General features: G+C 75.6%; 24 protein-coding genes. 14 read left to right on the plus strand and 10 right to left on the minus strand.

Annotated elements, in window-relative coordinates:
- Nucleotides 1–11 precede the first annotated feature (11 nt).
- On the minus strand, nt 12–746 hold the full coding sequence (locus IG69_RS0110930; protein ID WP_030528203.1) for a Type 1 glutamine amidotransferase-like domain-containing protein: 735 nt from the start codon (nt 744–746) through the stop codon (nt 12–14).
- 36 nt (nt 747–782) lie between these two features.
- On the opposite strand from IG69_RS0110930, the gene IG69_RS21020 reads away from it, so the two are divergent.
- The gene (locus IG69_RS21020) at nt 783–2,294 is read left to right on the plus strand and encodes a protein kinase domain-containing protein (RefSeq protein ID WP_157577506.1); all 1,512 of its coding nucleotides are present in this window, start codon (nt 783–785) and stop codon (nt 2,292–2,294) included.
- Nucleotides 2,295–2,303: 9 nt separating this feature from the next.
- Here the strand turns inward: IG69_RS21020 and IG69_RS0110940 are convergent, their stop codons facing one another.
- From IG69_RS0110940 to lpdA, 3 genes are read right to left on the minus strand one after another with little or no spacing between them, the layout of a single operon-like run.
- Entirely contained in the window at nt 2,304–3,194 is an 891-nt protein-coding gene (locus tag IG69_RS0110940) for a TIGR01777 family oxidoreductase (RefSeq protein WP_036829692.1), read from the minus strand.
- Between the two features lie 10 nt (nt 3,195–3,204).
- On the minus strand, nt 3,205–5,106 hold the full coding sequence (gene sucB, locus IG69_RS0110945; RefSeq protein ID WP_030528206.1) for a 2-oxoglutarate dehydrogenase, E2 component, dihydrolipoamide succinyltransferase: 1,902 nt from the start codon (nt 5,104–5,106) through the stop codon (nt 3,205–3,207).
- Between the two features lie 39 nt (nt 5,107–5,145).
- Complete coding sequence (gene lpdA / locus IG69_RS0110950) at nt 5,146–6,528, minus strand: dihydrolipoyl dehydrogenase (protein ID WP_030528207.1); 1,383 nt, start codon at nt 6,526–6,528, stop codon at nt 5,146–5,148.
- A 161-nt stretch (nt 6,529–6,689) separates the two neighbouring features.
- On the opposite strand from lpdA, the gene IG69_RS0110955 reads away from it, so the two are divergent.
- Together IG69_RS0110955 and IG69_RS0110960 are read left to right on the plus strand one after the other, a co-directional pair.
- The gene (locus IG69_RS0110955) at nt 6,690–7,016 is read left to right on the plus strand and encodes a hypothetical protein (RefSeq protein ID WP_030528208.1); all 327 of its coding nucleotides are present in this window, start codon (nt 6,690–6,692) and stop codon (nt 7,014–7,016) included.
- A gap of 77 nt (nt 7,017–7,093) precedes the next feature.
- Nucleotides 7,094–7,288: a DUF5302 domain-containing protein gene (locus IG69_RS0110960; RefSeq protein ID WP_030528209.1), complete on the plus strand. Its 195-nt coding sequence runs from the start codon at nt 7,094–7,096 to the stop codon at nt 7,286–7,288.
- 66 nt (nt 7,289–7,354) lie between these two features.
- Here IG69_RS0110960 and IG69_RS0110965 read toward each other — a convergent pair whose 3' ends face one another.
- Entirely contained in the window at nt 7,355–8,881 is a 1,527-nt protein-coding gene (locus IG69_RS0110965) for a leucyl aminopeptidase (RefSeq protein ID WP_030528210.1), read from the minus strand.
- A gap of 56 nt (nt 8,882–8,937) precedes the next feature.
- On the opposite strand from IG69_RS0110965, the gene gcvT reads away from it, so the two are divergent.
- The 3 genes from gcvT (at nt 8,938) to IG69_RS20205 (ending at nt 13,523) form a co-directional block, all read left to right on the plus strand.
- Nucleotides 8,938–10,041 carry a glycine cleavage system aminomethyltransferase GcvT gene (gene gcvT / locus IG69_RS0110970; protein WP_030528211.1) on the plus strand — a complete coding sequence of 368 codons (1,104 nt, stop codon included), beginning with the start codon at nt 8,938–8,940 and terminating at the stop codon, nt 10,039–10,041.
- A complete protein-coding gene (locus tag IG69_RS0110975) occupies nt 10,038–10,253 on the plus strand; it encodes a hypothetical protein (protein ID WP_030528212.1) in 216 nt (71 codons plus the stop codon). The genes gcvT and IG69_RS0110975 overlap by 4 nt, the downstream gene beginning before the upstream one ends.
- 90 nt (nt 10,254–10,343) lie before the next feature.
- Complete coding sequence (locus IG69_RS20205; protein ID WP_036829694.1) at nt 10,344–13,523, plus strand: hypothetical protein; 3,180 nt, start codon at nt 10,344–10,346, stop codon at nt 13,521–13,523.
- A gap of 10 nt (nt 13,524–13,533) precedes the next feature.
- Here the strand turns inward: IG69_RS20205 and IG69_RS0110985 are convergent, their stop codons facing one another.
- Nucleotides 13,534–14,112: a DUF3043 domain-containing protein gene (locus IG69_RS0110985; protein WP_030528213.1), complete on the minus strand. Its 579-nt coding sequence runs from the start codon at nt 14,110–14,112 to the stop codon at nt 13,534–13,536.
- A 151-nt stretch (nt 14,113–14,263) separates the two neighbouring features.
- On the opposite strand from IG69_RS0110985, the gene IG69_RS0110990 reads away from it, so the two are divergent.
- From IG69_RS0110990 to IG69_RS0111005, 4 genes are read left to right on the plus strand one after another with little or no spacing between them, the layout of a single operon-like run.
- On the plus strand, nt 14,264–15,565 hold the full coding sequence (locus IG69_RS0110990) for a dipeptidase (RefSeq protein WP_157577522.1): 1,302 nt from the start codon (nt 14,264–14,266) through the stop codon (nt 15,563–15,565).
- 17 nt (nt 15,566–15,582) lie between these two features.
- Complete coding sequence (locus tag IG69_RS0110995; RefSeq protein ID WP_030528215.1) at nt 15,583–16,626, plus strand: glutathione S-transferase family protein; 1,044 nt, start codon at nt 15,583–15,585, stop codon at nt 16,624–16,626.
- Between the two features lie 54 nt (nt 16,627–16,680).
- On the plus strand, nt 16,681–16,908 hold the full coding sequence (locus IG69_RS0111000; protein ID WP_030528216.1) for a hypothetical protein: 228 nt from the start codon (nt 16,681–16,683) through the stop codon (nt 16,906–16,908).
- On the plus strand, nt 16,898–17,446 hold the full coding sequence (locus tag IG69_RS0111005; protein WP_242525606.1) for a hypothetical protein: 549 nt from the start codon (nt 16,898–16,900) through the stop codon (nt 17,444–17,446). The genes IG69_RS0111000 and IG69_RS0111005 overlap by 11 nt, the downstream gene beginning before the upstream one ends.
- 6 nt (nt 17,447–17,452) lie before the next feature.
- On the opposite strand, the gene nadA is transcribed toward IG69_RS0111005, so the two are convergent.
- Nucleotides 17,453–18,649 carry a quinolinate synthase NadA gene (gene nadA, locus IG69_RS0111010; protein ID WP_030528218.1) on the minus strand — a complete coding sequence of 399 codons (1,197 nt, stop codon included), beginning with the start codon at nt 18,647–18,649 and terminating at the stop codon, nt 17,453–17,455.
- A gap of 19 nt (nt 18,650–18,668) precedes the next feature.
- Nucleotides 18,669–19,184, minus strand: coding sequence for a DinB family protein (locus tag IG69_RS0111015; protein ID WP_030528219.1), 516 nt, complete (start codon nt 19,182–19,184; stop codon nt 18,669–18,671).
- Between the two features lie 86 nt (nt 19,185–19,270).
- Here IG69_RS0111015 and IG69_RS0111020 point away from each other — a divergent pair, with 86 nt between their 5' ends.
- The 4 genes from IG69_RS0111020 (at nt 19,271) to aat (ending at nt 22,792) form a co-directional block, all read left to right on the plus strand.
- Complete coding sequence (locus IG69_RS0111020; protein ID WP_030528220.1) at nt 19,271–20,434, plus strand: glycerate kinase family protein; 1,164 nt, start codon at nt 19,271–19,273, stop codon at nt 20,432–20,434.
- A gap of 206 nt (nt 20,435–20,640) precedes the next feature.
- Nucleotides 20,641–21,012, plus strand: coding sequence for a HesB/IscA family protein (locus IG69_RS0111025; protein ID WP_030528221.1), 372 nt, complete (start codon nt 20,641–20,643; stop codon nt 21,010–21,012).
- A 77-nt stretch (nt 21,013–21,089) separates the two neighbouring features.
- Nucleotides 21,090–22,073 (plus strand): carbohydrate kinase family protein, encoded by a 984-nt coding sequence (locus IG69_RS0111030; RefSeq protein WP_030528222.1) that lies wholly within the window; start codon nt 21,090–21,092, stop codon nt 22,071–22,073.
- 14 nt (nt 22,074–22,087) lie between these two features.
- Complete coding sequence (gene aat, locus IG69_RS0111035; RefSeq protein ID WP_030528223.1) at nt 22,088–22,792, plus strand: leucyl/phenylalanyl-tRNA--protein transferase; 705 nt, start codon at nt 22,088–22,090, stop codon at nt 22,790–22,792.
- Here aat and IG69_RS0111040 read toward each other — a convergent pair.
- The gene (locus IG69_RS0111040; RefSeq protein WP_030528224.1) at nt 22,750–22,995 is read right to left on the minus strand and encodes a sulfurtransferase TusA family protein; all 246 of its coding nucleotides are present in this window, start codon (nt 22,993–22,995) and stop codon (nt 22,750–22,752) included. The genes aat and IG69_RS0111040 overlap by 43 nt on opposite strands.
- Nucleotides 22,992–24,158, minus strand: coding sequence for an aminotransferase class V-fold PLP-dependent enzyme (locus IG69_RS0111045; RefSeq protein WP_245616122.1), 1,167 nt, complete (start codon nt 24,156–24,158; stop codon nt 22,992–22,994). The genes IG69_RS0111040 and IG69_RS0111045 overlap by 4 nt, the downstream gene beginning before the upstream one ends.
- Nucleotides 24,159–24,187: the final 29 nt, after the last annotated feature.

A 24,187-nucleotide genomic window follows, 5' to 3' on the forward strand; every position in this document is an offset into this window, starting at 1 on the left:
CCGGGTCCCGTTCAGGGAGAGGGCAGCCGGCGCGGCTCGAGCCGCTCCTCGTGGGCCCGGTCACCGTCCCGGATGACGACGTAGGCGCCCTTGCCGTCGCGCTCGGACACCGCCTCCACCAGCTCCGTGCCGCGGTAGACGAGGCCGACGCCGTCGTCGGTGCAGTGCGTCTCGGGCAGGGTGCCGTCGGCGACCAGCGAGTGCACCAGCGGTCGTCGCCGCTCCTCCGAGTCGTAGTGGACGCCGTTGCCGTACGGAAGCAGCCCGAGGCCGTTGGTCACCGCCCGCAGCTCGGGGCCGAAGGAGTCGGTCGTGCCCCCGACGTACCAGCAGATCGAGCCGGCCGACACCCCGGCGAGCACGACCCCGGCCTCCCAGGCCGCGCGCATCGCGGGGCGGAGGTCGTGCACGTCCCAGACCGCCAGCAGGTTCGCCACGGACCCCCCGTTGACCCACACGACGTCCTGCTCGAGGAGGAGGGCCGCGGGGTCCTCGTGGTTGGGCATGGGGAAGAGCGACAGGACGCTGACGTCGAACCCGGCCACCCGGCCGGCCTCGAGTGCGCGGAACGAGAACGCCTCCGGGTCGCCCGAGGCCGTGCCGACGAACGCGACCCGGGGCCGTCGGCCGTGGGCGCCCGAGAGCTCGACGGCGTGGTGGACGAGGGCGTCGAGCTCGAACCAGGTGCGGTGCCCGGGCCGGTAGCCGCCCGAGGTGGCGAGGATCGTCGGCGCGTCGGTGGTCATCGCGCCACCCTAGGGGCCGGGCGGGCGAGGACGTCTGTGGAAAACTCCGCTGGCGTCCTCGTCGGGTCGGGCACGGTGGTGGCCATGGAGACGACGCAGGCGCCGGCCGTCCCGGGCTTCGGGATCGGGCGGCTGCTGGGCAGCGGAGGCACGGCGCACGTCTGGGAGGCGGTGCGCCTGACCGACGGGCGGCGCGTGGCGCTCAAGGTGTCGCACGCCGACCCGGAGGCCGCCGAGGCCGCGGTGCGCGAGGCGGCGGTGTCGAGTCGCGCGGCCGCCGAGCACGTCGTGCGGGTCGAGGCGTGCCTGACGCTGCCCGACGCCCGCGTGGCGCTCGTCATGCCCCTGATGCGCGGGGGCTCGCTGGCGGCCCTCGTCGGCGCCAGGGGTCACCTCGGGCCCGGTGAGGTCGTCACCGTGCTCGCCCCGCTCGCCGAGGCCCTCGGGCGGCTGCACGCGGCCGGCGTGGTGCACGGCGACGTGTCGCCCGGCAACGTCCTGCTCGACCTCGACGGCCGCCCGGCCCTCGCCGACCTCGGCCTCGGACGCGTGCTGGGGGAGGCGCCGGCCGCCGTCTGGGGGACGCCCGGCCACCTCGCCCCGGAGGTGCTGCTCGGAGCCGCCCCCACCCCCGCCGCCGACGTCTACGCCCTCGGCGCGCTCGGCTGGCTCTGCCTCGCCGGCGAGGTGCCCGGTGCCCCCGGGCTGCGGCCCTCGCTCGCGGAGGTCAGCCGGGCGGGTGCGGGCTCGGAGGCGGTCCTCGCGGCGCTCGAGGCGGCGGTCCACCCTCGTCCGGAGGAGCGCCCGGGCGCCGACGAGCTCGCGTGCCTGCTCTTCGCGGCCGCCCGGCCGGAGCCGTTGCGCCTGCGGGTCGGCGGTGACGACGAGAGCGCGGTGACCTACCGGCTGCGCGCCGCGGCGGGCCGGCCGCCCGTCCCGCCCGCGGCGCAGCGGGGGAGGCACCGGGCGCCGACGGCGCCGCGGGCCGGCGGCCGCCTCCGGGTCGTGCGTGCCGCGGGCCTCGGCGCCTGCGCCCTCGGCCTCGTGGCGGCGCTCGTCGTGGCCGGGGTCCTCGTCGGCCGCGACGACCCCGCGCGGGCGTCGGTCCCGGCCGCGGCACCGAGCGCCGAGCCGGCGGCCACGGACGACCCGCGCCTGGACCCCCTCGCCCCCGTGCAGCGGCCGCAGGAGCTGCTCACCGTGCTCGCCGACGAGCGGGCGGCCGCCTACCGCGCCGCGGACGCCGCCCGGCTGGACGCCGCCGAGACCACGGCCGGGGCCCTGCACCGCCGCGACGCCGCCGCGGTGCGCACGCTGCGCGCGGCGGGCACGCGCTACGAGGGGCTCCGCTACCGGGTCACCGACGTGGCGGTGCGCTCCGCGGGAGCCGACCGGGCGGTGCTCCGGGCCACGGTGGGGGTGGGCGCACACCGCGTCCTCCGCCCGGGCGACGACACCGACGTCACCGCTGTCCCCGGGGAGCCGGTGCTCGTCGAGGTTGTCCGGACCGCGGACGGATGGAGGCTCGAGGCGCTGCGCGCGACGTGAACGCCGCGCTCAGGCCACCAGCCAGCGGGCCGCGGTGTCGAGGTCCCCGTGCTCGTGGACGAAGCCGCTCGCGACGAGGGCCTCCCCGACGATGCGCTGGCTGCCCATGATCTCGCCGGCGAACTCGCCGACGACCAGCCGCAGCGCCGGCGTCGGGGCGGGCAGCACGGCCGGCCGGTGCAGGGCGCGCCCGAGGGCGGCCGCGACGTCCTTCTGCCGGGCCGGGGTGGGACCGGCGAGGTTGACCGGTCCGGTGACCTCCGGGTGGTCGAGCAGGTGCAGCAGCGCGCGGACCTCGTCGACGAGGGTGATCCACGGCCAGAACTGGCGGCCGAGGCCGAGCGGGCCGCCGAGCCCGAGCCGGGCCAGGCGCAGCAGCGGGGCCATCGCGCCACCGTCACGGGCCATGACGATCCCGGTGCGCGCGAACGCGACCGAGGCCCCGGCGTCCACCGCGGCAGCTGCCGAGGCCTCCCAGGCGAGGACGACGTCGGCGAGGAAGCCGGTGCCGGCCGGGTTGGCCTCGGTCAGCTCCTCGTCACCGCGGTCGCCGTAGAAGCCGACGGCCGACCCGGACACCAGGCGGACCGGGTGGTCGGCCGCCGCGACGGCCCCCGCGACCGCGGTCGTCGAGTCGGTCCGCGAGGCGAGGATCTCGCGCTTGTAGGCCGGGGTCCACCGCTTGTCGCCGACCCCCGCGCCGGCCAGGTGGACGACGCCGTCGACGCCGTCGAGGACGGCCGGGTCGAGATGGCGGCTCGCGGGGTCCCAGCGGACCTCGTCGGCGGCCGCGGGGGCGCGCCGGACCAGCCGGACCGGCTCGTCGCCGCGCTCACGGAGCGCGGCGACGAGCGCGGTGCCGATCAGCCCGGACGAGCCGGTGACGACGATGCGGCTCACGGCGGGCGCGTCAGAGACCGAGGTCGGCCTCGAACGCCCCTTCCTCGAGTCGCTGCTTCATCGTCGTGAGGAAGCGCGCGGCGTCGGCGCCGTCGACGATGCGGTGGTCGTAGGACAGCGCCAGGTAGACCATCGAGCGGATCGCGATCGTCTCGCCACCGTCCTCGGCCGTCACGACGACGGGCCGCTTGACGACGGCGCCGGTGCCGAGGATGCCGACCTGCGGCTGGTTGATGATCGGGGTGTCGAACAGCGCACCGCGCGAGCCCGTGTTGGTGATCGTGAAGGTCCCGCCCGCGAGGTCGTCGGGCATGATCTTGTTGCTCCGCGTCCGGTTCGCGAGGTCGGCGATCCCGCGGGCCAGGCCCGCGATGTTGAGGTCGCCGGCGTTCTTGAGGACCGGGACGATGAGCCCCTTCTCGGTGTCGACCGCCATGCCGAGGTTCTCGGTGCCGTGGTAGGTCACCTGGTCGTCCTCGATGCTCGCGTTGACGGTCGGGTGCGCCTTGAGCGCCTCGACCGCGGCGAGGGCGAAGAACGGCAGGAAGCTGAGCTTCGTGCCCTCGCGCTGCGCGAAGTCGGCCTTGGCCCGGTCGCGCAGCCGCGCGATGCGGGTGACGTCGACCTCGACGACCGTCGTCAGCTGCGCCGAGACCTGGAGGGACTCGACCATGCGACGCGCGATCGTCTTGCGCAGGCGCGACATCGGCTGCGTCGTGCCGCGCAGGCCGTTGTCGGCGGCCGGCTTCGCCGCGGCCGCCGGGGCCGAGGACGACGACGGCTGGGACGCGGGCGCCGCGGCGGGGGCCTCGGGCTCGGGCTCCGGGGCCTTCTTGGCCTCGGCGGCGGCGAGGACGTCCTGCTTGCGGATGCGCCCGCCGATGCCCGTGCCGGTGACCGACGCGAGGTCGATGCCGTGGTCGGCGGCGAGCTTGCGCACGAGCGGGGTGACGTAGCTGCTCGCGTCGGACTCGTTCTCGCGCGGGGTCGGCGCGGTCGAGGTCGAGGACGACGGCGCGGTGGTCGCGGCCGGGGCCTCGTCGGCCGCGGCGGCGGCCTCGTCCGGCTTCTCCTGCGGGGGAGCCTCGTCGGCCGGGGCCGGCGCGGGCTCGTCCTGCTGGGCCGGCTGCTCCGGCTCGGGCTCGGGGGCCTCCTCCTTCGCGGGGGCCTCCTCGGCCTGCGCGGGAGCCTGCTCGGGCTCGGCGGCCGGGGCGGACCCGCCGCCGGACCCGCCGACGACGGCGAGGTCGGCGCCCACGGGCACGGTCTCGTCCTCCTGGACGAGGATCTTGGTCAGCGTGCCGGCCACCGGCGAGGGGATCTCGGTGTCGACCTTGTCCGTCGAGACCTCGAGGAGTGGCTCGTCGACGGCGACCTCGTCGCCCTCGGCCTTGAGCCAGCGGGTGACGGTGCCCTCGGTGACGGACTCGCCGAGCGCGGGCATCTGGACGGTCGTGCCGTCGCCGGACCCGCCGGAGGAGCTCTCCGAGGACGGCGCGGGCTGCTCCTGCGCGCCGCCGTCGGACTGCGGCTCGGCCGGCTCCTGGCCGCCCTCGTCGCCGGCCTCGGCGACCGCGTCGGTGTCGGCCGGGTCGGCCACCTCGTCGGCGGGCCCGTCGGAGGAGGACTGCTCCTGCGACTGCTCGGGGGCGGAGTCGCCACCGCCGGAGGCCGGCCCGTCACCGATGACGGCGAGGTCGGCGCCGACCGGGACGGTGTCGTCCTCCTGGACGAGGATCTCCTGGAGCGTGCCGGCGACCGGCGAGGGGATCTCGGTGTCGACCTTGTCGGTCGAGACCTCGAGCAGCGGCTCGTCGACCGCGACCTCGTCGCCGACACCCTTGAGCCACCGCGTCACGGTCCCCTCGGTCACGGACTCGCCGAGTGCGGGCATCTGTACACGTTCCGACATCAGTGGTGCTCTCCTTCGTGGGCGGTGGCGGTCATCACTCTAGTTGTGTGCGTGCAGGGGCTTGCCGGCGAGCGCCAGGTGTGCCTCGCCGAGGGCCTCGTTCTGGGTCGGGTGGGCGTGCACGAAGGGCGTGACGTCCTCCGGGTGGGCCTCCCAGCCCACGATCAGCTGGGCCTCGCCGACCTGCTCGCCCATCCGGGAGCCGACCATGTGGACCCCGACGACGGGGCCGTCGGTGACCCGCACGAGCTTGACGAAGCCCTGGGTGCCGAGGATCTGGCTCTTGCCGTTGCCACCGAGGTTGTACTCGTAGGCCTCGACGGCGTCGCCGTGGACCTCGCGGGCCTGCTCCTCGGTGAGACCGACGGACGCGACCTCGGGGTCGCAGTAGGTGACCCGGGGGATGGTGGACTCGACGACGGGGGCCGGCTCGAGCCCGGCGATCGACTCGGCGACGAAGATGCCCTGCGCGAACCCACGGTGCGCGAGCTGCAGGCCGGGGACGATGTCGCCGACCGCCCACAGGCCCTCGACGCCGGTGCGGCAGCGCTCGTCGGTGACGACGAAGCCACGCTCGACCGTGGCACCGGCCTCCTCGTACCCGAGCCCGTCGGTCACCGGGCCGCGCCCGACGGCGACGAGCAGGAGGTCGGCCTCGAGCTCGGTGCCGTCCTCGAGGCGGACGGTGACGGCGTCGGCGCCGTCGGTCGCGGAGGCGAAACGGGCGCCGGTGCGGACCGTGATGCCGCGCTTGCGGAAGGCCCGCTCGAGCGCCTTGCTGGAGGCGGGGTCCTCGGCGGCGACGAGCCGGGGGAGGGCCTCGACGACGGTGACCTCGGAGCCGAACGAGCGCATGACGGAGGCGAACTCGACGCCGATCACCCCGCCCCCGAGGACGACGACGCGGCCGGGGACCTCGTCGAGGCCGAGCGCCTGGTCGCTCGTCACGACGCGGCCGCCGAGCTCGAGCCCGGGCAGCGTGCGGGCGTAGGAGCCGGTGGCGAGCACGACGTGGCGCCCGACGAGCCGGCGGTCGCCGACGACGACGGTGTGCGGGCCGTCGAGCCGGCCGGTGCCCTCGACGTACTCGACCTTCCGCCCGGAGACGAGCCCCTGGAGGCCCTTGTGCAGCCGGGCCACGACGCCCTCGCGGTAGGCCGTGACGGCCGGGAGGTCGACGCCCTCGAAGGTCGCCCGCACACCGAAGCGGCCCGCCTCGCGCGCCGCGTCCGCGACCTCGGCGGCGTGCAGCAGGGCCTTGGTCGGGATGCAGCCGCGGTGCAGGCACGTCCCGCCGAGGAGGTCCTTCTCGACGAGGGCGACCGAGAGGCCGAGCTCGGCGGCGCGCAACGCGCAGGCGTACCCGCCGCTCCCTCCTCCGAGGACGACGACGTCGTGGGTGGCTTCGGCGGTGGCCGGCATGCTGCTCCGTTCTCGCGGTGGCGGTCGGTGGGCACGGCGGCGCTGGGGGTGGGCGCGCCGGCCACGTCCCGCATCCTGTCACCCCCGCGGGCCCGCGCACGAGGTGGCGACGCGTGGCGGACGCACAGGGAGAGGGCAGGTGGCTCGCCTATCGTGTGCGCATGGCGTGGTGGAGACGAGGCCGGCGCGGTGGCGCCGCACCGCACGACGGCAGCGACCTCGCGAGTGCGCGTGCCCACCTGGAGGAGTTCGTGGGCACGCGGCGCGGGGTCGAGGCGTACGTGGAGCCGGCGACCAACGTGACCGCGACGACCGTCGTGCTCATCGCGCACGACGGCGAGTGGACCCGCCGCGCCCTGCCATCACGCCCTCAGGCCTTCGAGGTCGCCCGCAACCTGCAGGTGCCCGTCTACGACGTCAACCTCACCGGCTACCCGGCGCGGATGCGGGCCTGGACCGCGCGGCAGCGGCGCGACGAGCGCGCCTGAGCGAGAACCCGGTGGCCCCGCGCGCCCCGGCGTGGCACGGTGGGGGACCCGATCCCGAGCACCCCGAAGGAGCCGTCATGGCCGCCAAGGACCGACCCCGCGCCGCAGTGCCCGACGACGTCAAGGCCCGCTTCCGGGCGGCCCTGGACAAGAAGCAGGCCCACGGCGGCACCGACGTCTCCGACTCCTCCGAGCACGGCAAGGTCGACCACGCGCACGGCCCGGAGACCAGTGCCCGCCAGCAGATGTTCCGGCGCAAGAGCGGCGGCTGAGCGCCACCCTCCACGACGCGAGCACGGCGGGCACCCCGTCCGGGGTGTCCGCCGTGCGGTCGGTGGTCAGGCGCGCGTGGCGTGCCCCTCGACGAGACCGAGCAGCGTCGAGACGCCGAACCCGGTGCCGCCCTTGGGGTTGCGACCCTTCGGTCCCTTCTCGTTGAAGGCCGGCCCGGCGATGTCGACGTGCGCCCACGTCATCCCCTCGGGCACGAACTCCTCGAGGAACTTGGCCGCGGTGAGCATCCCGCCGGCGCGGTCGCCCTTGTGCGCGATGTCGGCGGTCGGGGTGTCGAGCTTGGCGCGCAGCGCCGCCGGCAGCGGCATCGGCCAGGCGCCCTCGCCCGCGGCGTCGGCGGCCGCGACGACCTTCGCCCGGAAGGCGTCGTCGTTGCCCATGACGCCGGCGATGTCGTCGCCGAGGGCGATCATCTGCGCGCCGGTCAGCGTCGCGATGTCGACGATCCAGTCGGGGGTCTTCTCGGCGGCGAGGCAGATGCCGTCGCCGAGGACCATCCGGCCCTCGGCGTCGGTGTCGAGGATCTCGACGCTCGTGCCGTCGCGCATGACGACGACGTCGCTCGGCCGCTGCGCGGTGCCGCTCGGCATGTTCTCGGCGAGGCAGAGGTAGCCCGTGACGGCCACCGGCACACCGGTCTCGGCGGCGGCGAGGACCGTCGCGGCGACGGCGGCCGCGCCGGCCATGTCGCACTTCATCGTCACCATGCCGGTGGACGGCTTGAGGTTGAGGCCACCGGTGTCGAACGTGATGCCCTTGCCGACGAGCGCGACCGAGCCCTTCGCGTTCGAGGGCGACCAGCTCATCGTCACGATGCGGGGCGGGTTGGACGAGCCCTGGCCGACGCCGGTGATGCCGCCGAAGCCGCCCTTGACGAGCGCCTTCTCGTCGAGCACCGAGACGGTGATCTTCGCGGAGGACTCGGCCGCGCGCTTCTTGACGGCATCGGCGAAGGACTGCGGGTAGAGCAGGTTCGGCGGCATGTTGACGAGGTCACGGGCCCAGTCGCGGGCGGCGCCGAGGACCCCGGCGCGGGCGACCGCGTCCTTGGCGGCCTTGCCCTGGCCCAGGCCCGAGACGACGACGATCTTCGGGCCGGTGACCGGCGTGGCGGCCGGGCGGCCCTTGCGCGCGGGCAGGGGAGCGGCCTTGTCGTAGACGTAGCAGCCGGCGAAGGCGCCGTCGGCGACCGCCGACAGCGACTCGGCGTCGGGCGTCGGGAGGGCCACGCCCACGGCCTTCTTGCCGCGGACCGAGCGCAGCGCGGACGCGGCCGCCTCGCGCAGGACGGTGTGCTCGAAGGCGGTCCGGCGGGTCGTGCCCTCGCCGAGACCGGTGACGACGACGGAGGTCGCCTTGACGCCGGGCACCGCGACGACGCGGTGCACCTCCTCGGCCTTCCCGGTGGCCTCGAGGTCGGCGAGCACCGCCTGCAGGTGGACGACGGCCTTGCGCGGCAGCCCGTGCCCCGCAGCGAGGTCGGCGCCGTCGGGGGTGCGGACGGAGCCGACGACGAGGGCGTCGACCGGCAGGTCGGCTGAGGTCTTGGTCGTCACGGTCAGTGAAGTCATGGCGGCAGACTAACCGGGCCCGCCGGGGCGTCCGTGGGTCGCGGTACGGTGCGACCATGACCGACCTCAAGCACTCGCCGCTGCACGACCGGCACGTCGCCCTGGGCGCGAAGATGGCCGACTTCGGGGGGTGGTCGATGCCGATCGAGTACCCCGGCGGGGGTGTCGTCGCCGAGCACACCGCGGTCCGCGCGCGCGTCGGTCTGTTCGACGTCTCGCACCTGGGCAAGGCGCGGGTCAGCGGCCCGGGCGCCGCCGAGTTCGTCAACGCGTGCCTGACCAACGACCTGCGGCGCATCGGCCCCGGCCAGGCCCAGTACACGATGTGCTGCACCGAGGACGGCGGTGTCGTCGACGACCTCATCCAGTACCTGCGCTCCGACGAGGACGTCTTCCTCATCCCCAACGCGGCCAACACCGCGCGGGTCGTCGAGCTGCTGGCCGCCGCGGCGCCCGAGGGCGTCGTCGTCGAGGACCTCCACGACCGCTACGGCGTCATCGCGGTCCAGGGCCCGCGCTCGGACGAGGTCCTCGCCCGGCTCGGCCTGCCCGTCGACCACGACTACATGAGCTTCGTCGAGACCGAGTGGGACGGGCTGCCGGTCATCGTCTGCCGCACCGGCTACACGGGCGAGCGCGGCTACGAGATCGTCCCCGCCTGGGACGTCACCGGCTCGGTCTGGGACGCGCTGGCCGCGGCGGTCGCCGAGGAGGGCGGCCTGCCCGCCGGCCTCGGGGCCCGCGACACCCTGCGGACCGAGATGGGCTACCCGCTGCACGGCAACGACCTCTCGCTCGACATCACGCCGGTCATGGCCGGCGCGGCGTGGGCCGTCGGCTGGGACAAGGACGCCTTCTGGGGCAAGGAGGCGCTGACCGCCGAGCGCGCCGCGAAGGAGAGCCGGCTGATGCGCGGCCTCGTCGTCACCGGCCGGGGCATCCCGCGCTCGCACTGCGCGGTGACCGACGCCTCGGGCGCCGTCGTCGGGGAGGTCACCTCCGGCACCTTCTCGCCGACCCGCAAGCAGGGCGTCGCGCTCGCGCTCCTCGACCGGTCGGTGACCCTCGGCGACGAGGTCTCGATCGACGTCCGCGGCCGGGCGGTGGCGGCCACCGTCAGCAAGCCGCCGTTCGTCGAGGCGGGGGTGCGTGGCGCATGAGCGAGCAGTGGTCCTGGACCTTCGCCGACGCCGACGGCGCCCCCGTCACCGGGGAGCCGACGACGACCACCACCTTCCCGACGCAGTCCGACGCCGAGAGCTGGTTCGGCGAGGTCTGGCACGAGCTCGCCGACGCCGGGGTCGCCTCGGTGACCCTGCACCGCGACGGCGCGGTGGTCTACGGGCCGATGGGGCTCGAGCCCGCTCCCTGACGCGCCGGGGCGTATCACCGTCCGACCCCCGCGCCTCCTGCCGGAGGACGATGGGTCGACGGGCCGGGAGGCCGGGGTGAGGAGGTCCGCATGGCGACGGAACCGATGCCGGTCCGCGACGCGTTCGCGGCCGTGCTGCCCCCTCGCCGGGCCGCGCTCGCCGGGGGCTGGGCGAGCGCCGTCGTCGCCGTCCTCATCGCGCTCGGGCAGCTCGACGGGCTCGTCTCCCAGGTCGTGACAGCCGGCCGGACCGTGTCGCTGGGCGGGCTGACCTCGCTCGGCGCGGTCCTCTCGCCGGGGGCGACCCGCGAAAGCTGGGCGCTCGTGGCGCCGACGGTGGCCGCCGTCCCCGGGATGGCCCGCTGGGTCGTCGCCTACGCCCTCGTCGACGTCGGGCTCGTCGCGCTGTACGCCCTCGGCGCGGCGGCCCTGCTGCGCCCGGCCGTCGCGGGGTCCTCGCGCGGGCGGCCCTGGTGGGTCGCCGCCCTCGTGCTGCTCGGCGTCGGGGCGGTCGCCGACCTCGTCGAGTCCGCGCTCCTCGTCGACCTCGCCGACGGCGCCGGCCACCCCACCGCGCTCGTCACGGCGAGCGCCGTCACGTGGCTCGGGCTGCTCCTGGCCCTCCTCGCGGTCGTCCTCGCCGCCCGGCAGCACAGCGACACCCCCCGGGGACCGGAGCACGGGACGCCCTACGGACCCTCGGACGTCCGCCGACCCTCCGGCCCCGCCCGCCGGGTCGTCGGCGCGCTCTACACCCACCGCTTCAGCCTGCTCGTCGTCGTCCCGTTCGCGGCCCTCGGGCTGGCCTCGGGCACCGACGTCCTCGACCAGCTGCCCGACGTGCAGCGGCAGTGGGTGGACTCCGGCCCGGCCCGGCACGCGCTGGTCAGCGGGGTGCTCACCGGGCTGGTCGCGGTCCTCGTCGTCGTCGTCGGCCGGCTGCGCAGCCACCACGTCGCGATGCGCGTCCTCGGCGACGGCCCGACACCGAGCGCGGCTCCCTACCGCAAGCCCTCGCTCCTGCCGTGGTTCGTGACGCTCGCGGTGCTCCTCGTCGGGCTGCCGCTCTCGCGGCTGCTCCTTGGCCGCTGGGACGTCATCGGGGTGAGGTTCGGCCTGGCCGTCGGCATCCCGCTCGTCGTGTGGGCCGGCTCGCTGTGGTGGCGCCGGCGCGGGGGCACGGTGCCGTGGAGCCCCTACCGCCGGCCGGTCACCGCGGAGCAGGCGGCGACGACCCGGGTCGTCGGCGACGTCCTCGGGGTTCTCGTGCTCGTCATCCCCGGTCTCGGGCTCGTCCGCGCGTTCACGGCGCCGGTGGCCCTCGGCAGCGGGGGGTGGAACCTCGCCCTCCTGCTGCTCGGTGCCGTGGGAGCGGTCCTCACCTGGCCGCTCGCCCGGTGGGTCGCCGGCCTCCTCGGTCGCCACGCCCCGGAGGACCTGCTCGTCGCCCTCGTGCCGGGCCGGGTGCTGGGCGAGACCTCGCAGCAGCGCTCGCGGCTCGCGGGCTGGCTCCTGCTCGCGCTCGGCGTCGCCCTCTTCGTCGTGCTCGGTCTCTTCCCGGAGGGGAGCGCCGAGCGGCTGGGGGTCATCGGCGTCATGCTCCTCGCGGTGACCGCCGTGGCGCTGCCGCTCGGGGCCACCGTCATCCTGCTCCAGGGCGGCGGGGCACCCGACCTCCTGTCGCGGCCGATGACCCCGGTCCTGCGCACCGCCCCCGTCATGACGCTCGTGCTCCTGTCCGGCCTCGTCGTCGGGCTGACGGGCAGCGACGCGAGGGTGCACGGCCTGCGCACCCTCGCCGAGAGCGCCCCGGACCCCGCGGCCCGCCCCGACCTCGCGAGCCGGCTCGGGACGATGCTCGACGAACCCGGCTGCGGCACGGCGTTGCCCGGGACGTCGTACCGGGTCCGTCCGCTGTTCCTCCTCGCCGCCGAGGGCGGCGGCATCCGGGCGGCGGCCTGGACCGCGCTCGGGACCGACGCGCTGCACGCCGCTGGGGGTGACTGCGCCGAGGCGCTCGTGTCGTCCGGGGCCAGCGGTGGGGCCGTCGGTCTCACGGTGTCGGCGTTCGCCGGCACGAGCGGGCAGGCCTTCCCCGCGGTCGAGCGGATGGCCGGCCCGGACGCGCTCGGTTCGGCGGTGAGCGGCCTCCTCCTGCGCGACCCGCTGCGCTCGGTCACCGGCCTGGCCTTCCCGACGTCGGGGGAGAGCGGCTGGGTCGACCGCGCCGGGCTGATGGAACGGGCGTGGGAGCGCGCCGTGCCGGGGCTGCGGACGCCCTACCTCGCGCCGCCGGACGGACGGGTCACCGGCGCCCTGGTCCTCAACTCCACGTCGGTGGCGACCCGGTGCCGCACCCTGCTCAGCCAGGTCGGGCTCGAGACCGCCCCCGATGCGCGCGACTGCCGGACCCCCACCGCGGTCCCCGACTCGGTCGACCTCCTCGCCACGCTGCGCACGGGGTGCACCGGCCGGTCACCGGCGCTGCGCGCGAGCACCGTCGCGCTCCTCGCCTCGCGCTTCCCCTACGTCACGCCGTCGGGCGTCGTCGCGACCGGGTGCCCGGACGGCGGGGAATCGCCCGACACGCAGCAGGTCGTCGACGGCGGCTACGCCGACAACGACGGGCTCGGGACGCTCGTCGACCTCGCACCCCGGTGGCTGCCGGCTCTGCGGGCGCACAACGCGGACGTGGTGGCCGGACGTGTGGACGCCCCGCTCGTGCTGCCGGTCCTCGTCTACCTCGACAACGGCGAGGGCAGCGACCTCTCGGCCGTCCCGGCCGGGGCGACGAACGAGGTCCTCGTGCCGCTGCTGACCAAGGGGGCGGCGACGGCGGGGCTGTCCTCGACGGACACCCAGCTGCACCGGGCGCTCGACGTCCTCGCCACGCGCGACGTCGTCCCCGGCTGCGAGGACGCCTCGGGCGCGGTCTGCAGCGCGCTGGAGCGCTGGCGCGGCCCGGCGGTCAAGGTCTTCTACCAGCCGACCCGGCCGTCCATCGCGGCCCCGCTCGGCTGGGTGCTGTCGCGGGAGTCGCTGCGGACGCTGCGGTGCGCGCGCGACGACCAGGTCGCGGGCACCGGCCTGACGCCCGTCGCGAGCGGGGCCTGCGACACCGCACCGGCGGTCGCGTCCGAGGGGCTCGCGCCCACCGTCGTCGCCGAGGCCTGCACGGCCGCCGACCGCGACACCTCGCCGCTGTCGGCCCGCGGCTACGGGACGATGCGTTCGGCGCTCTGCCTCGCCCGCGGGGCGAGCGGCGGCTGAGCCGCGCCGGTCAGGAGGGGTACTCGCCCCGCGCGACCATCGGGACGGGACGACGGCTGCGGCGCAGCTGGAAGACGCGCATCACCGCGTACGAGACGCTGCCCTTCGGCACGCCGTCGGCGCCGAACTTCTCGACGAGGCGGCTCTTGAGGCGGCGCCACATGAGCACGGTGTCGATGACGACGAGGAGGACGGCGCCCCACGTGAGGTAGACGCTCGCGGCGAAGATCGCCGGCTGGTTGACCAGGCTGAGCGCGAGGACGATGAGCATCACCGGCAGGAGGAACTCGCCGAGGTTGCGGCGGGCGTCGACGAAGTCGCGGATGTAGCGACGGACCGGCCCGCGGTCGCGCGGCGGGAAGTGCGTCTCGTCGCCGGTCTCGAGGGCGCGGCGGACCTTGGCCAGCTGCTCGCGGCGCTCCTGCCGGTCGCGGCCACGGGCGGCCTTGCGGTCGGTGACGACGAGCGGACGCTTGCGGGCGGCCTCCTGGTCGCGCCGCTTCGGCGTGGGGCGGCCCTTGGCGCCCTCGCGGGCGGCCTGCGCCTGCTCCGCGGGAGCCTCTTCACTCGACTTGCTGCGTCCGAACACGGATCCAACTCTAGGTGCATCCGCGGGGTGCCTCCGTCCGCCCGGGGCGCGAGCGCCGCCGGCGCCCCGCGGGTCGGTAGGGTCTCGAGGCGTGACCGACGTGCTCCCCGACGCCCAGAAGACCGCTCTCCGCGAGCGCATCCGCGAGCTCATGCCGCAGGTCCGCGCGGACCTCGAGGCGCTGACCCGCATCCCGTCCGTCTCGCTCGACGCCTTCGACCAGGCCCACGTGGAGGCGAGCGCCGAGGCGACCGCCGAGCTGCTGCGCGGCGAGGGGCTCGAGGTCGAGATCGTGCGCGAGGGCGGCCGGCCCGCGGTCATCGGCCACCGCCCCGGGCCGCCCGGCTCGCGCACCGTGATGCTCTACGCCCACCACGACGTCCAGCCCCCCGGTGACGAGGCGCTCTGGGACAGCCCGCCGTTCGAGCCGACCGAGCGCGACGGCCGGCTGTACGGCCGCGGCGCCGCCGACGACAAGGCCGGCGTGATGGCGCACGTCGCCGCGCTGCGCGCCCACGGCGACGACCTGCCCGTCGGCGTCACGGTCTTCGTCGAGGGCGAGGAGGAGATCGGCTCCGACTCGCTCCCGACCATCCTCGAGCGCCACGGCGAGCGGCTGCGGGCCGACGCCATCGTCCTCGCCGACAGCCAGAACTGGGACGTCGGCGAGCCGGCCCTCACGACGACGCTGCGCGGGATGATCCGCGTCGTCGTCACCGTGACGACCCTCGACCACGGCGTGCACTCCGGGATGTTCGGCGGCGCCGTCCCCGACGCCATCACCGCGCTCGTCCGGCTCCTCGCGACGATGCACGACGACGCCGGTGACGTGGCGGTCACCGGTCTCGACGCGGGCGAGGCCTCCGACCTCGACTACCCCGAGTCGCGGCTGCGGGCCGAGTCCGGGCTGCTCGACGGCGTCGAGGTCATCGGCACCGGGTCGCTGCTCTCGCGCCTGTGGACCCGCCCGGCGATCACGACGATCGGCCTCGACGTGCCGACGATCGAGCGCTCCTCCAACACCCTCGTCCCCTCCGCCCGGGCGAAGGTGTCGATGCGCCTCGCGCCGACCCAGGACGACCTCGCGGCCTTCGAGGCGCTCAAGGCCCACCTGCTGGCGAACGCGCCGTGGGGCGCGCGGGTCGAGGTCGAGCTCGAGGAGCGCGGGCTCGGCTTCGCCGCCGACGCGCAGGGCCCGGTCTACGACCAGGCGCGCGCCGCGTTCACCGACGCATGGGGGACCGAGCCGGTCGACATCGGCGTCGGCGGGTCCATCCCGTTCGTCGCCGCGTTCGCCGAGCGCTTCCCCGACGCCGCGATCCTCGTGACGGGCGTCGAGGACCCCGACACCCGCGCGCACGGCGCGAACGAGTCGCTGCACCTCGCCGAGTTCGAGGCGGTGTGCCTCGCCGAGGCGCTCCTCCTCGCCCGTCTCGGCGCACTCCCCGCCTGACCGAGAGAGGACCGACCGTGGCCCAGGGCACGTACGTCGAGGACGACTTCCAGCGCGACACCAACTACATCGAGGACCGGGTGACCGTCGACGGCGCCGGCGAGCACGAGTGGCCGGTCGAGGCCGGCCGCTACCGGCTCGTCGTCGCCCGGGCCTGCCCGTGGGCGAACCGGGCGATCATCGTCCGGCGCCTGCTCGGGCTCGAAAACGCGATCTCGATGGGCATCTGCGGCCCGACGCACGACGCCGACTCGTGGACCTTCGACCTCGACCCCGACGGACTCGACCCCGTGCTGGGCATCCCGCGGATCAAGGATGCCTACGAGAAGCGCTTCCCGGGGTACCCGCGCGGCATCACGGTGCCCGCCCTCGTCGACGTCCCGAGCGGCGAGGTCGTGACCAACGGCTTCGCGCAGATGACCCTCGACCTGTCGACGCAGTGGCGCGAGCACCACCGCGCCGGCGCGCCGGACCTCTACCCCGAGGCGCTGCGCGAGGAGATGGACGCGGTGATGAAGCGCGTCTACACCGAGGTCAACAACGGGGTCTACCGCTGCGGGTTCGCCGGCACCCAGGCGGCGTACGAGGCCGCGTACGAGCGGCTCTTCACGGCGCTCGACTGGCTCGAGGAGCGCCTCGCGACCCGGCGCTACCTCATGGGCGAGACCATCACCGAGGCCGACGTCCGGCTCTTCACGACCCTCGCGCGCTTCGACGCGGTCTACCACGGGCACTTCAAGTGCAACCGCAGCAAGCTGAGCGAGATGCCGGTCCTCTGGGCGTACGCCCGAGACCTGTTCCAGACCCCCGGCTTCGGCGACACGACCGACTTCGTGCACGTCAAGAGCCACTACTACGAGGTCCACCGCGACATCAACCCGACCGGCGTCGTGCCGGCGGGCCCGGACCTCGCCGGCTGGGCGACGCCGCACGGCCGCGAGGAGCTCGGCGGACGGCCCTTCGGCGACGGCACGCCGCCCGGCCCGCCGTCGGCGGGGGAGCGCGTCCCGACCGCGCACAACCCGCACGTCGGCGACGACGGGCTCGTCCACGCCGGCTGACTCGTCTGTCAACCATCCCTTGACATCGGGGCGACGTCAAGGGATGGTTGACACATGACCGCGCAACGCACCGCCCTCGGCGGCGGCACAACCCTCGTGCTCGTCGGCCTCGTCACCTTCTGGCTGAGCCGGGTCGTCGAGTCCGGCTTCGTCCACGGGCTGTTCCAGGGGATGACCGTCGCCCTCATGGTGCTCGGCGCCGCGACCATCGGCAGTGGGCTGTGGGGCCGGGCCTCCGGCGGCGACCGGCTCTGGCTGCCGAGCCGCGACCGTGACGCCTGACCCGCTCGCGCCCGCGACCGTGACCGACGAGGCGCTGGCCGACCGTCTCGCCCGCGTCGTGCTCGGGCCGGTCGAGGCGCAGGAGGCGCCGGACACCCTCGCGCTCGTCGCGCGCTCCGCGAGCGCGCACGCGGCCACCCGCGACCTCCTGCAGCAGGCGGTGGCCGCGGCCCGGGCCGACGGCCGCAGCTGGGCCGCCGTCGGCGAGGTCCTCGGCCTGAGCCGGCAGGCCGCTCAGCAGCGGTTCGGCGGGGTCGTCGACGACGGGCCGACCGAGGCGCAGGAGCGCTGGCTGGGCCCGGTCACCGCCTTCGACGAGATGCCCGAGCTCGAGCTGGCCGGGCGCCAGGGCTGGCGCACGGTCGGCGCCGGCATGCTGCGCCACCGGATGGTGCGGACGCCGACGCAGTGGGAGCACCGCCGGGTGCTCTGGTCACGCCCGGCCGCCGCGTACGAGGGCGACGGATGGGTCGTCGCGGTGCGGGCCTTCCCCTGGCTCTACCTCGTCCGGGACACCGGGCGGCCCGCCCAGGCGTGAGGCGCGTCAGTCCTTCGAGGTCTCGCCGGGGAGGGCGAGCATCCGGTCGAGCGCGACCTTCGCCCAGTGCGCGACCTCGGGGTCGACGCGGATCGGGTTGACGACGCGGCCGTCGACGAGCGACTCGAGCGCCCACACGAGGTGCGGCAGGTCGATGCGGTTCATCGTCGAGCAGTAGCAGACGTTCTTCTCGAGGAAGAGGATGCGCTGCTCGGGGAACTGCGCGGCGAGGCGCCGGACGAGGTTGAGCTCGGTGCCGACGGCCCAGGCCGTGCCCGCCGGGGCGGCGGCGATGGTCCTGATGATCTTCTCGGTCGAGCCGACCTCGTCCGCGAGCTCGACGACCTCGTGACGACACTCCGGGTGGACGATGACCCGCACACCCGGCACCTCGCGGCGGGCGGCCTGCACCGCCTCGACCGAGAAGCGGCCGTGCACCGAGCAGTGCCCGCGCCAGAGGATCATCGTCGCGTCGCGCAGCTGCTCCGGGGTCAGCCCGCCCATCGGGCGGTGCGGGTCCCAGACGACGCAGCCGTCGAGGTCGCCCCCGAGGTCGCGCACGTAGGTGTTGCGGCCGAGGTGCTGGTCGGGGAGGAAGAGCACCTTGCCGCCGTCACCGGCCTGCTCGAGCGCCCAGGTGAGGGCGGTGCGCGCGTTGGAGGAGGTGCAGACGGTGCCCCCGTGGCGCCCGGTGAAGGCCTTGATGGCCGCGGAGGAGTTCATGTAGGTGACCGGCACGGTCGTGTCCGCGACGCCCGCGGCGACGAGCTCGTCCCAGCACTCCTGCACCTGGTCGAGCGCCGCCATGTCGGCCATCGAGCAGCCGGCGGCGAGGTCGGGCAGGACGACGGTCTGGGCGTCGGAGGTGAGGATGTCGGCCGACTCGGCCATGAAGTGCACGCCGCAGAAGACGACGTACTCGGCGTCCGGGCGGGCCGCCGCCTCCTTGGCCAGCTTGAAGGAGTCGCCGGTGACGTCGGCGATTTCGATGACCTCGTCGCGCTGGTAGTGGTGCCCGAGGACGAAGAGGCGGTCGCCGAGGGCCGCACGGGCGATCCGGGCGCGCTCGACGAGGCCGGGGTCGGACGGCGCCGGCAGGTCGCCGGGGCACTCGACCCCCCGCTCGGTCGCGAGCTCGCGGCCCTGCCCGAGGACGAGGAGGGGGAGCGGGGCGTGCTGCGGCGTGCCGGTCGTGGTGGTCACGGCGACCGATCCTAGGTGCTCAGCCCATCGACCTCTGACCGTCGACCGTCTCGCGGATGACGTCGGCGTGGCCGGTGTGGTGCGCGAGCTCGGAGAGCAGGTGGAGGAAGGTGCGCCGCGCGCTGCGGTGCTCGCCCGGGGTGAACCACGGCGCGGGCGGCAGCGGGTGGCTGGAGTCGAGGTCGACGGTGCGGACGAGCTCGTCGGTGTGGGCGGCGACCTCGCGGTAGAGGCCGACGACGCCGTCGAGCGTCTCGTCCTCGAGGAGGCGGAACTCCCGCTCACGGGCCTCGAGGTCGGCGTCGTCGCCGCCGGCCATCGTCCCGTGCTCGACGAAGTCGGTCCACCCGCGCTCGGTCAGCGCGACGTGCTTGACGAGCCCGCCGAGGCAGAGGCTGCTGGCGGTCGGCGTGAGCCGGGCCTGCTCGTCGGTCAGGCCCTCGACGGTGTGGAGGAAGAAGTACCGCTGCTGGGCGAGCGCCTCGAGCAGGGCGACCCGCTCGGGGTCGAGGTCGGTGGGCTGGGTCTCGGTCACGAGGGCCTCCTGGCGGCTGGGCTGGTGGCGCGACCCTAGGCCCGTCCACCGACACCCGCCAGGGCCTGCGGCGATACGCTCGCCCCGTGCGCGTGCTCCTCGCCCCCGACGCCTTCGGCTCGACCCTCGGGCCGGTCCAGGTGGCCACCGCGATGGCCGAGGGCTGGGCCCTCGGCGCGCCGCACGACGAGGTGCGCCTGCTGCCCCTCTCCGGCGGCGGGCCGGGCTTCCTCGACGTCGTCGCCCGCGCCTGCGGCGGCGACATGGTCGCGACGACCGTGAGCGACCCGCTCGGGCGCGAGGTGCCCGCGACCCTCCTGCTCGTCGACGAGCCGGGGCGGCGCACCGCCTACGTCGAGGCCGCGCAGGCCATCGGCCTGCACCTGCTCGCCGCCGACGAGCGCGACCCGGGCATCACGAGCACCTGGGGGGTCGGGCAGCTGCTCGAGGCCGCGGTGGCCGAGGGCGTCGACCGTGTCGTCGTCGGGGTCGGTGGCGGCGCGACGAACGACGGCGGAGCGGGGATGCTCGCCGCCCTCGGCGCCGGCCCCGCCGACGTGCTCGCCCGCGGCGGCCTCGCCCTGCGCGGCGCCGACGAGTCCGCCCTCATCGGCCTGCCGGGGGTGCTCGACCGTCTCTCGGGCACCGAGATCATCCTCGCGACCGACGACGAGACCCCGCTGCTCGGCCTCTCGGGCACGAGCGCCGTCGGCTCGCCGGGCAAGGGCGCCACGCCCGAGACCTCGCAGGCGCTGGAGTCCGCGCTCGGGCACTTCACCGACGTCGTGGGCCGGGCGGTCCCGCGCCCGCTCGACCTCCTGAGCGGGAAGCCCCGCCGCCTCGACCGCGAGCTCGGCGCCGGCGCGGCCGGGGGGCTCGGGTACGCCCTCCTCGTCCTCGGGGCCCGCCCGGTGCCCGCGGTCACCGAGGTGCTGCGCCTCACCGGCTTCGACGTCGCCGCGGCCGGCAGCGACCTCGTCGTCACGGCGACCGACCGGCTCGACTGGACCTCCGTGCGCGGCTCGGTCGTCTCCGGCGTCGCCGAGGCCACCACCGCGACCGGCCGCCCGGCCGTCGTCGTCGCCGGCGAGCTGCTCGTCGGGCGCCGCGAGACGATGACGATGGGCCTGGCCGGCTGCTACGCCCTCGCCGACCACCCGCACGAGGTCGACGCGATGCTCGCCGACCCGGTCGGCACCCTGCGGGCCCGCGCCCGGCGCGTCGCGCGTACCTGGTCCCCGGCCCGCTGACGCCCCGAGCGCGGGCCACACCGCAGTACGTGTCGCCACAGCAGCAGTTACTGCGGCGTAGCCGGGCACGCGAGTGGGCGGTGGCACCGTCCGTCGGGGGCGCGACGTACAGTGGAGGAGTCCGGGAACACCGAGGCCCCGCCCGGGGTTCCCCCTCGTGGCGGCCACCCGGCCGGCCCACCGACAGCGACGAGGAGTCCTCACCCATGAGCGACCAGCTCCAGACCACCGAGGCCACCACCGAGACCGCCGCCCACGGCGTGCTGCTCACGGACGTGGCCGCCTCCAAGGTCGCCTCCCTGCTCGCGCAGGAGGGGCGCGACGACCTCCGGCTGCGCGTCGGGGTCCAGCCCGGCGGCTGCTCGGGCCTGATCTACCAGCTCTACTTCGACGAGCGCACCCTCGACGGTGACCTCGTCCGCGACTTCGACGGTGTCGAGGTCGTCGTCGACCGGATGAGCGCCCCCTACCTCGAGGGCGCGACCATCGACTTCTCGGACACCATCGAGAAGCAGGGCTTCACGATCGACAACCCCAACGCGGGCAGCTCCTGCGCCTGCGGCGACAGCTTCAGCTGACGCACCCCGGACGGGCCCGGACCTCCTCGAGGGGTCCGGGCCCGTCCGCGTCCCCGGGGGCCGGGTAGGTTGCCGGTGTGCAGATCGCCGTCACCGGGTCCATCGCGACCGACCACCTCATGACCTTCCGCGGCCGCTTCGCCGACTCCCTCGTCGTCGAGCAGCTCGACAAGATCTCGGTCAGCTTCCTCGCCGACCAGCTCGACATCCGGCGCGGTGGCGTCGCGGGCAACATCTGCTTCGGGATGGGGGTGCTCGGGGCCCGGCCGCTCCTCGTCGGGGCCGCCGGCGAGGACTTCGCCGACTACCGCAGCTGGCTCGGCCGGCACGGCGTCGTCACCGACCACGTGCTCGTCTCCAGCACGCGGCACACCGCCCGGTTCGTCTGCACGACCGACGACGACATGGCCCAGATCGCGACCTTCTACGCCGGCGCGATGAGCGAGGCCCGGATGATCGAGCTCGGCCCCATCCACGACCGGTGGGACCTCGACCTCGTCCTCGTCGGCGCCGACGACCCCGACGCGATGCTGCGCCACACCGACGAGTGCCGCGAGCGCGGCATCCCCTTCATCGCCGACCCCTCGCAGCAGCTGGCCTTCGCCGACGGCCCGTTCATCCGCAAGCTCGTCGACGGCGCCGAGATCCTCATCACCAACGAGTACGAGTCGCACCTCACCTCGACCAAGACCGGGTGGACCCAGGAGGAGATCGACGCCCGCGTGACGACCCGGGTCGTGACGCTCGGCAAGGACGGCGCCGAGATCCGCACCCGGGGTCAGGAGCCCGTGCACGTGCCGGTGGCGGGCGACGTCGAGCGGGTCGACCCGACCGGGGTCGGCGACGCGTTCCGGGCCGGCTTCCTCGTCGGGCTCTCCGGCGGGCTGTCGCACGAGCGCTCCGCACAGATCGGCTCGGTCCTCGCGGCGTTCGTCCTCGAGACGGTCGGCACCCAGGAGTACCAGGTGGGCCGGGCCGGGTTCCTCGCCCGACTCGAGGCCGCCTACGGGGCCGGGGCGGCGGCCGAGATCGCGCCGCACGTGCGCTTCGTCCGCGACTGACGCCGGGCCGCGCCGTGGCCTTCCCTCCCGTCGAGCCGCCGCCCACCGGCTGGCTGCTCGACGCCGCCGACGCGGTGGAGGGCGACGACCTCGTCGCCGCCGGGGCCGACCTCGACCCGGGCACGCTGCTCGCCGCCTACCGCCTCGGGCTCTTCCCGATGGGCCTGGGCCGCGACGGCGCCGGCACGGTGGGCTGGTGGTCCCCCGACCCCCGGGGGGTGATCCCGCCGGGGGCGCTGCGGGTGCGGTCCTCGCTGCGCAAGGTGCTCCCGCGCTTCGAGGTGACCGTCGACACCGCCTTCGCCGACGTCGTCGCCGGGTGCGCCGACCCCTCACGGGAGGGCCGGTGGATCACCGACGAGTTCGCCGCCGCCTACGAGGAGCTGCACCGGCTCGGATGGGCCCACAGCATCGAGGTCTGGCAGGACGACGCGCTCGTCGGCGGCCTGTACGGGGTGTCGGTCGGCGGACTCTTCGCCGGGGAGTCGATGTTCCACCGGGTCCGGGACGCCTCCAAGGTCGCGCTCGTCGGGCTCGCCGCGCGCTTCTTCGCCGACGGCGACCCGCGCCGGATCGTCGACGTGCAGTGGGCCACCGACCACCTGCGCCGGATGGGCGCGCAGGAGTGGTCGCGGGAGGACTACCGTCGCGCCCTCGCGCGCGCCCTCGAGGCGCCTCAGGTCGACCTGGCAACCGTCGTCCCGACGACGACCGTGTAGCGGGTCCACGAGCCCTCGTCCTCGAGGGTCAGCCCGTGGCCGCGCATCCGCGCCCACGCCGGCACGTCGGACCGGGCGGCCACGTCGTCGGCGAGCAGGACGACGGTCGACCCGGGGGAGAGGTCCTGGGTCGCCCGGGCGACGCGGATGACCGGCACGGGGCAGCGGGTGCCCCGGGCGTCGACGGTCGCGTCCCCGCTCACAGGTCCTCGGTCCCCATCCGGACGCGGACGGCCCGCACCGCGTCCGGCAGCTCACGACAGAGCAGCGCGACCGCGTCCTCCCGGTCGGGGGCGACGGAGGCCAGCGGGAGGGTCACGCGGACGTTGCCGTGCGTGAGCACCCCCATCGCGGCGAGGACGTGGCTCGGCCGCAGGGTGCTCGAGGTGCAGGCCGACCCGGAGGCGACGGCGACCCCGCGCGCGGCCAGCTCGTCGACGAGGGCCTCCCCGTCCGCGAGCAGCACGCTGAAGGTGACGACGTGGGGGAGCGCGTCCGTGGGGTCGCCGAGCACCTCGACGTCGCGCACGCCCGCGGCGGCGGCCCGGACGCGGTCCACGAGGGCGCGCGCCTCCCGCGTGTCGTCGGCGCAGGCGTGCTCGGTCTGGCGCCAGGCCTCGGCGGCGGCCAGGGCGAGCGGGACCCACGGCGCCGCGAAGGCGCGGCCGTGCTCTGCCTCCCGTCGGGGAGCGGGCAGGGAGGACCGGGTGCCGGTGCGGACCACGAGCAGCCCGAGCGGCGGCCCCCCGAAGGAGGCGGCGTCGGCCACGACGACGTCACCGGCTCCCGGCGGGAGGGGCTCGCGCCCCACGGAGGCCGTCGCGTCGAGGAGGAGCGGCACCCCGGCATCCCGGGCGGCACGGGCCAGGCGCTCGACGGGCTGGCGCGTGCCGACCTCGCCGTTCGCGGTCTGGAGGACTGCCGCGGCGACCCCGGGGGCCGCGACCGCGCGCTCCCACGCGTCGGCGTCGACCCGACCGGTCCCCTCGACGGCCACGGCGTCCTCGGCGCCCGCGCGCAGCAGGAGCACGGAACGCTCGGTGGCTCCCGCCACCGTCCGGTCGCCGGCGCGTCGCCGCGCGTGGAGGAGACCGTCGAGCCCGAGGGCGAGGGCCTCCTCGGCGCTGCCGTGGAGCGAGAGCTCGTCGGGACGGGCGCCGAGAGCGCCGGCCAGCACCGCCCGCGCCGTGTCGAGGTGCGCCCGGGCGGCCCGACCGGGCGCGTGGCGGGCGCCCGGGTCGGCCCAGGCGACCCCGAGGGCGGCCGTCAGGGTCTGCGCCGCGAGGGGGTGGAGGGGGCCGCGCGACGCGTCGAGGAGGCCCGCCGTCAAGGAGGCTGTGGAAGGTTGAACGGTGGTGTGCGCCACGGCTCGACGGTAGCCCCCCTCCATGCCCG

The sequence above is a fragment of the Phycicoccus jejuensis genome (assembly GCF_000720925.1).
GTDB lineage: Bacteria > Actinomycetota > Actinomycetes > Actinomycetales > Dermatophilaceae > Phycicoccus > Phycicoccus jejuensis.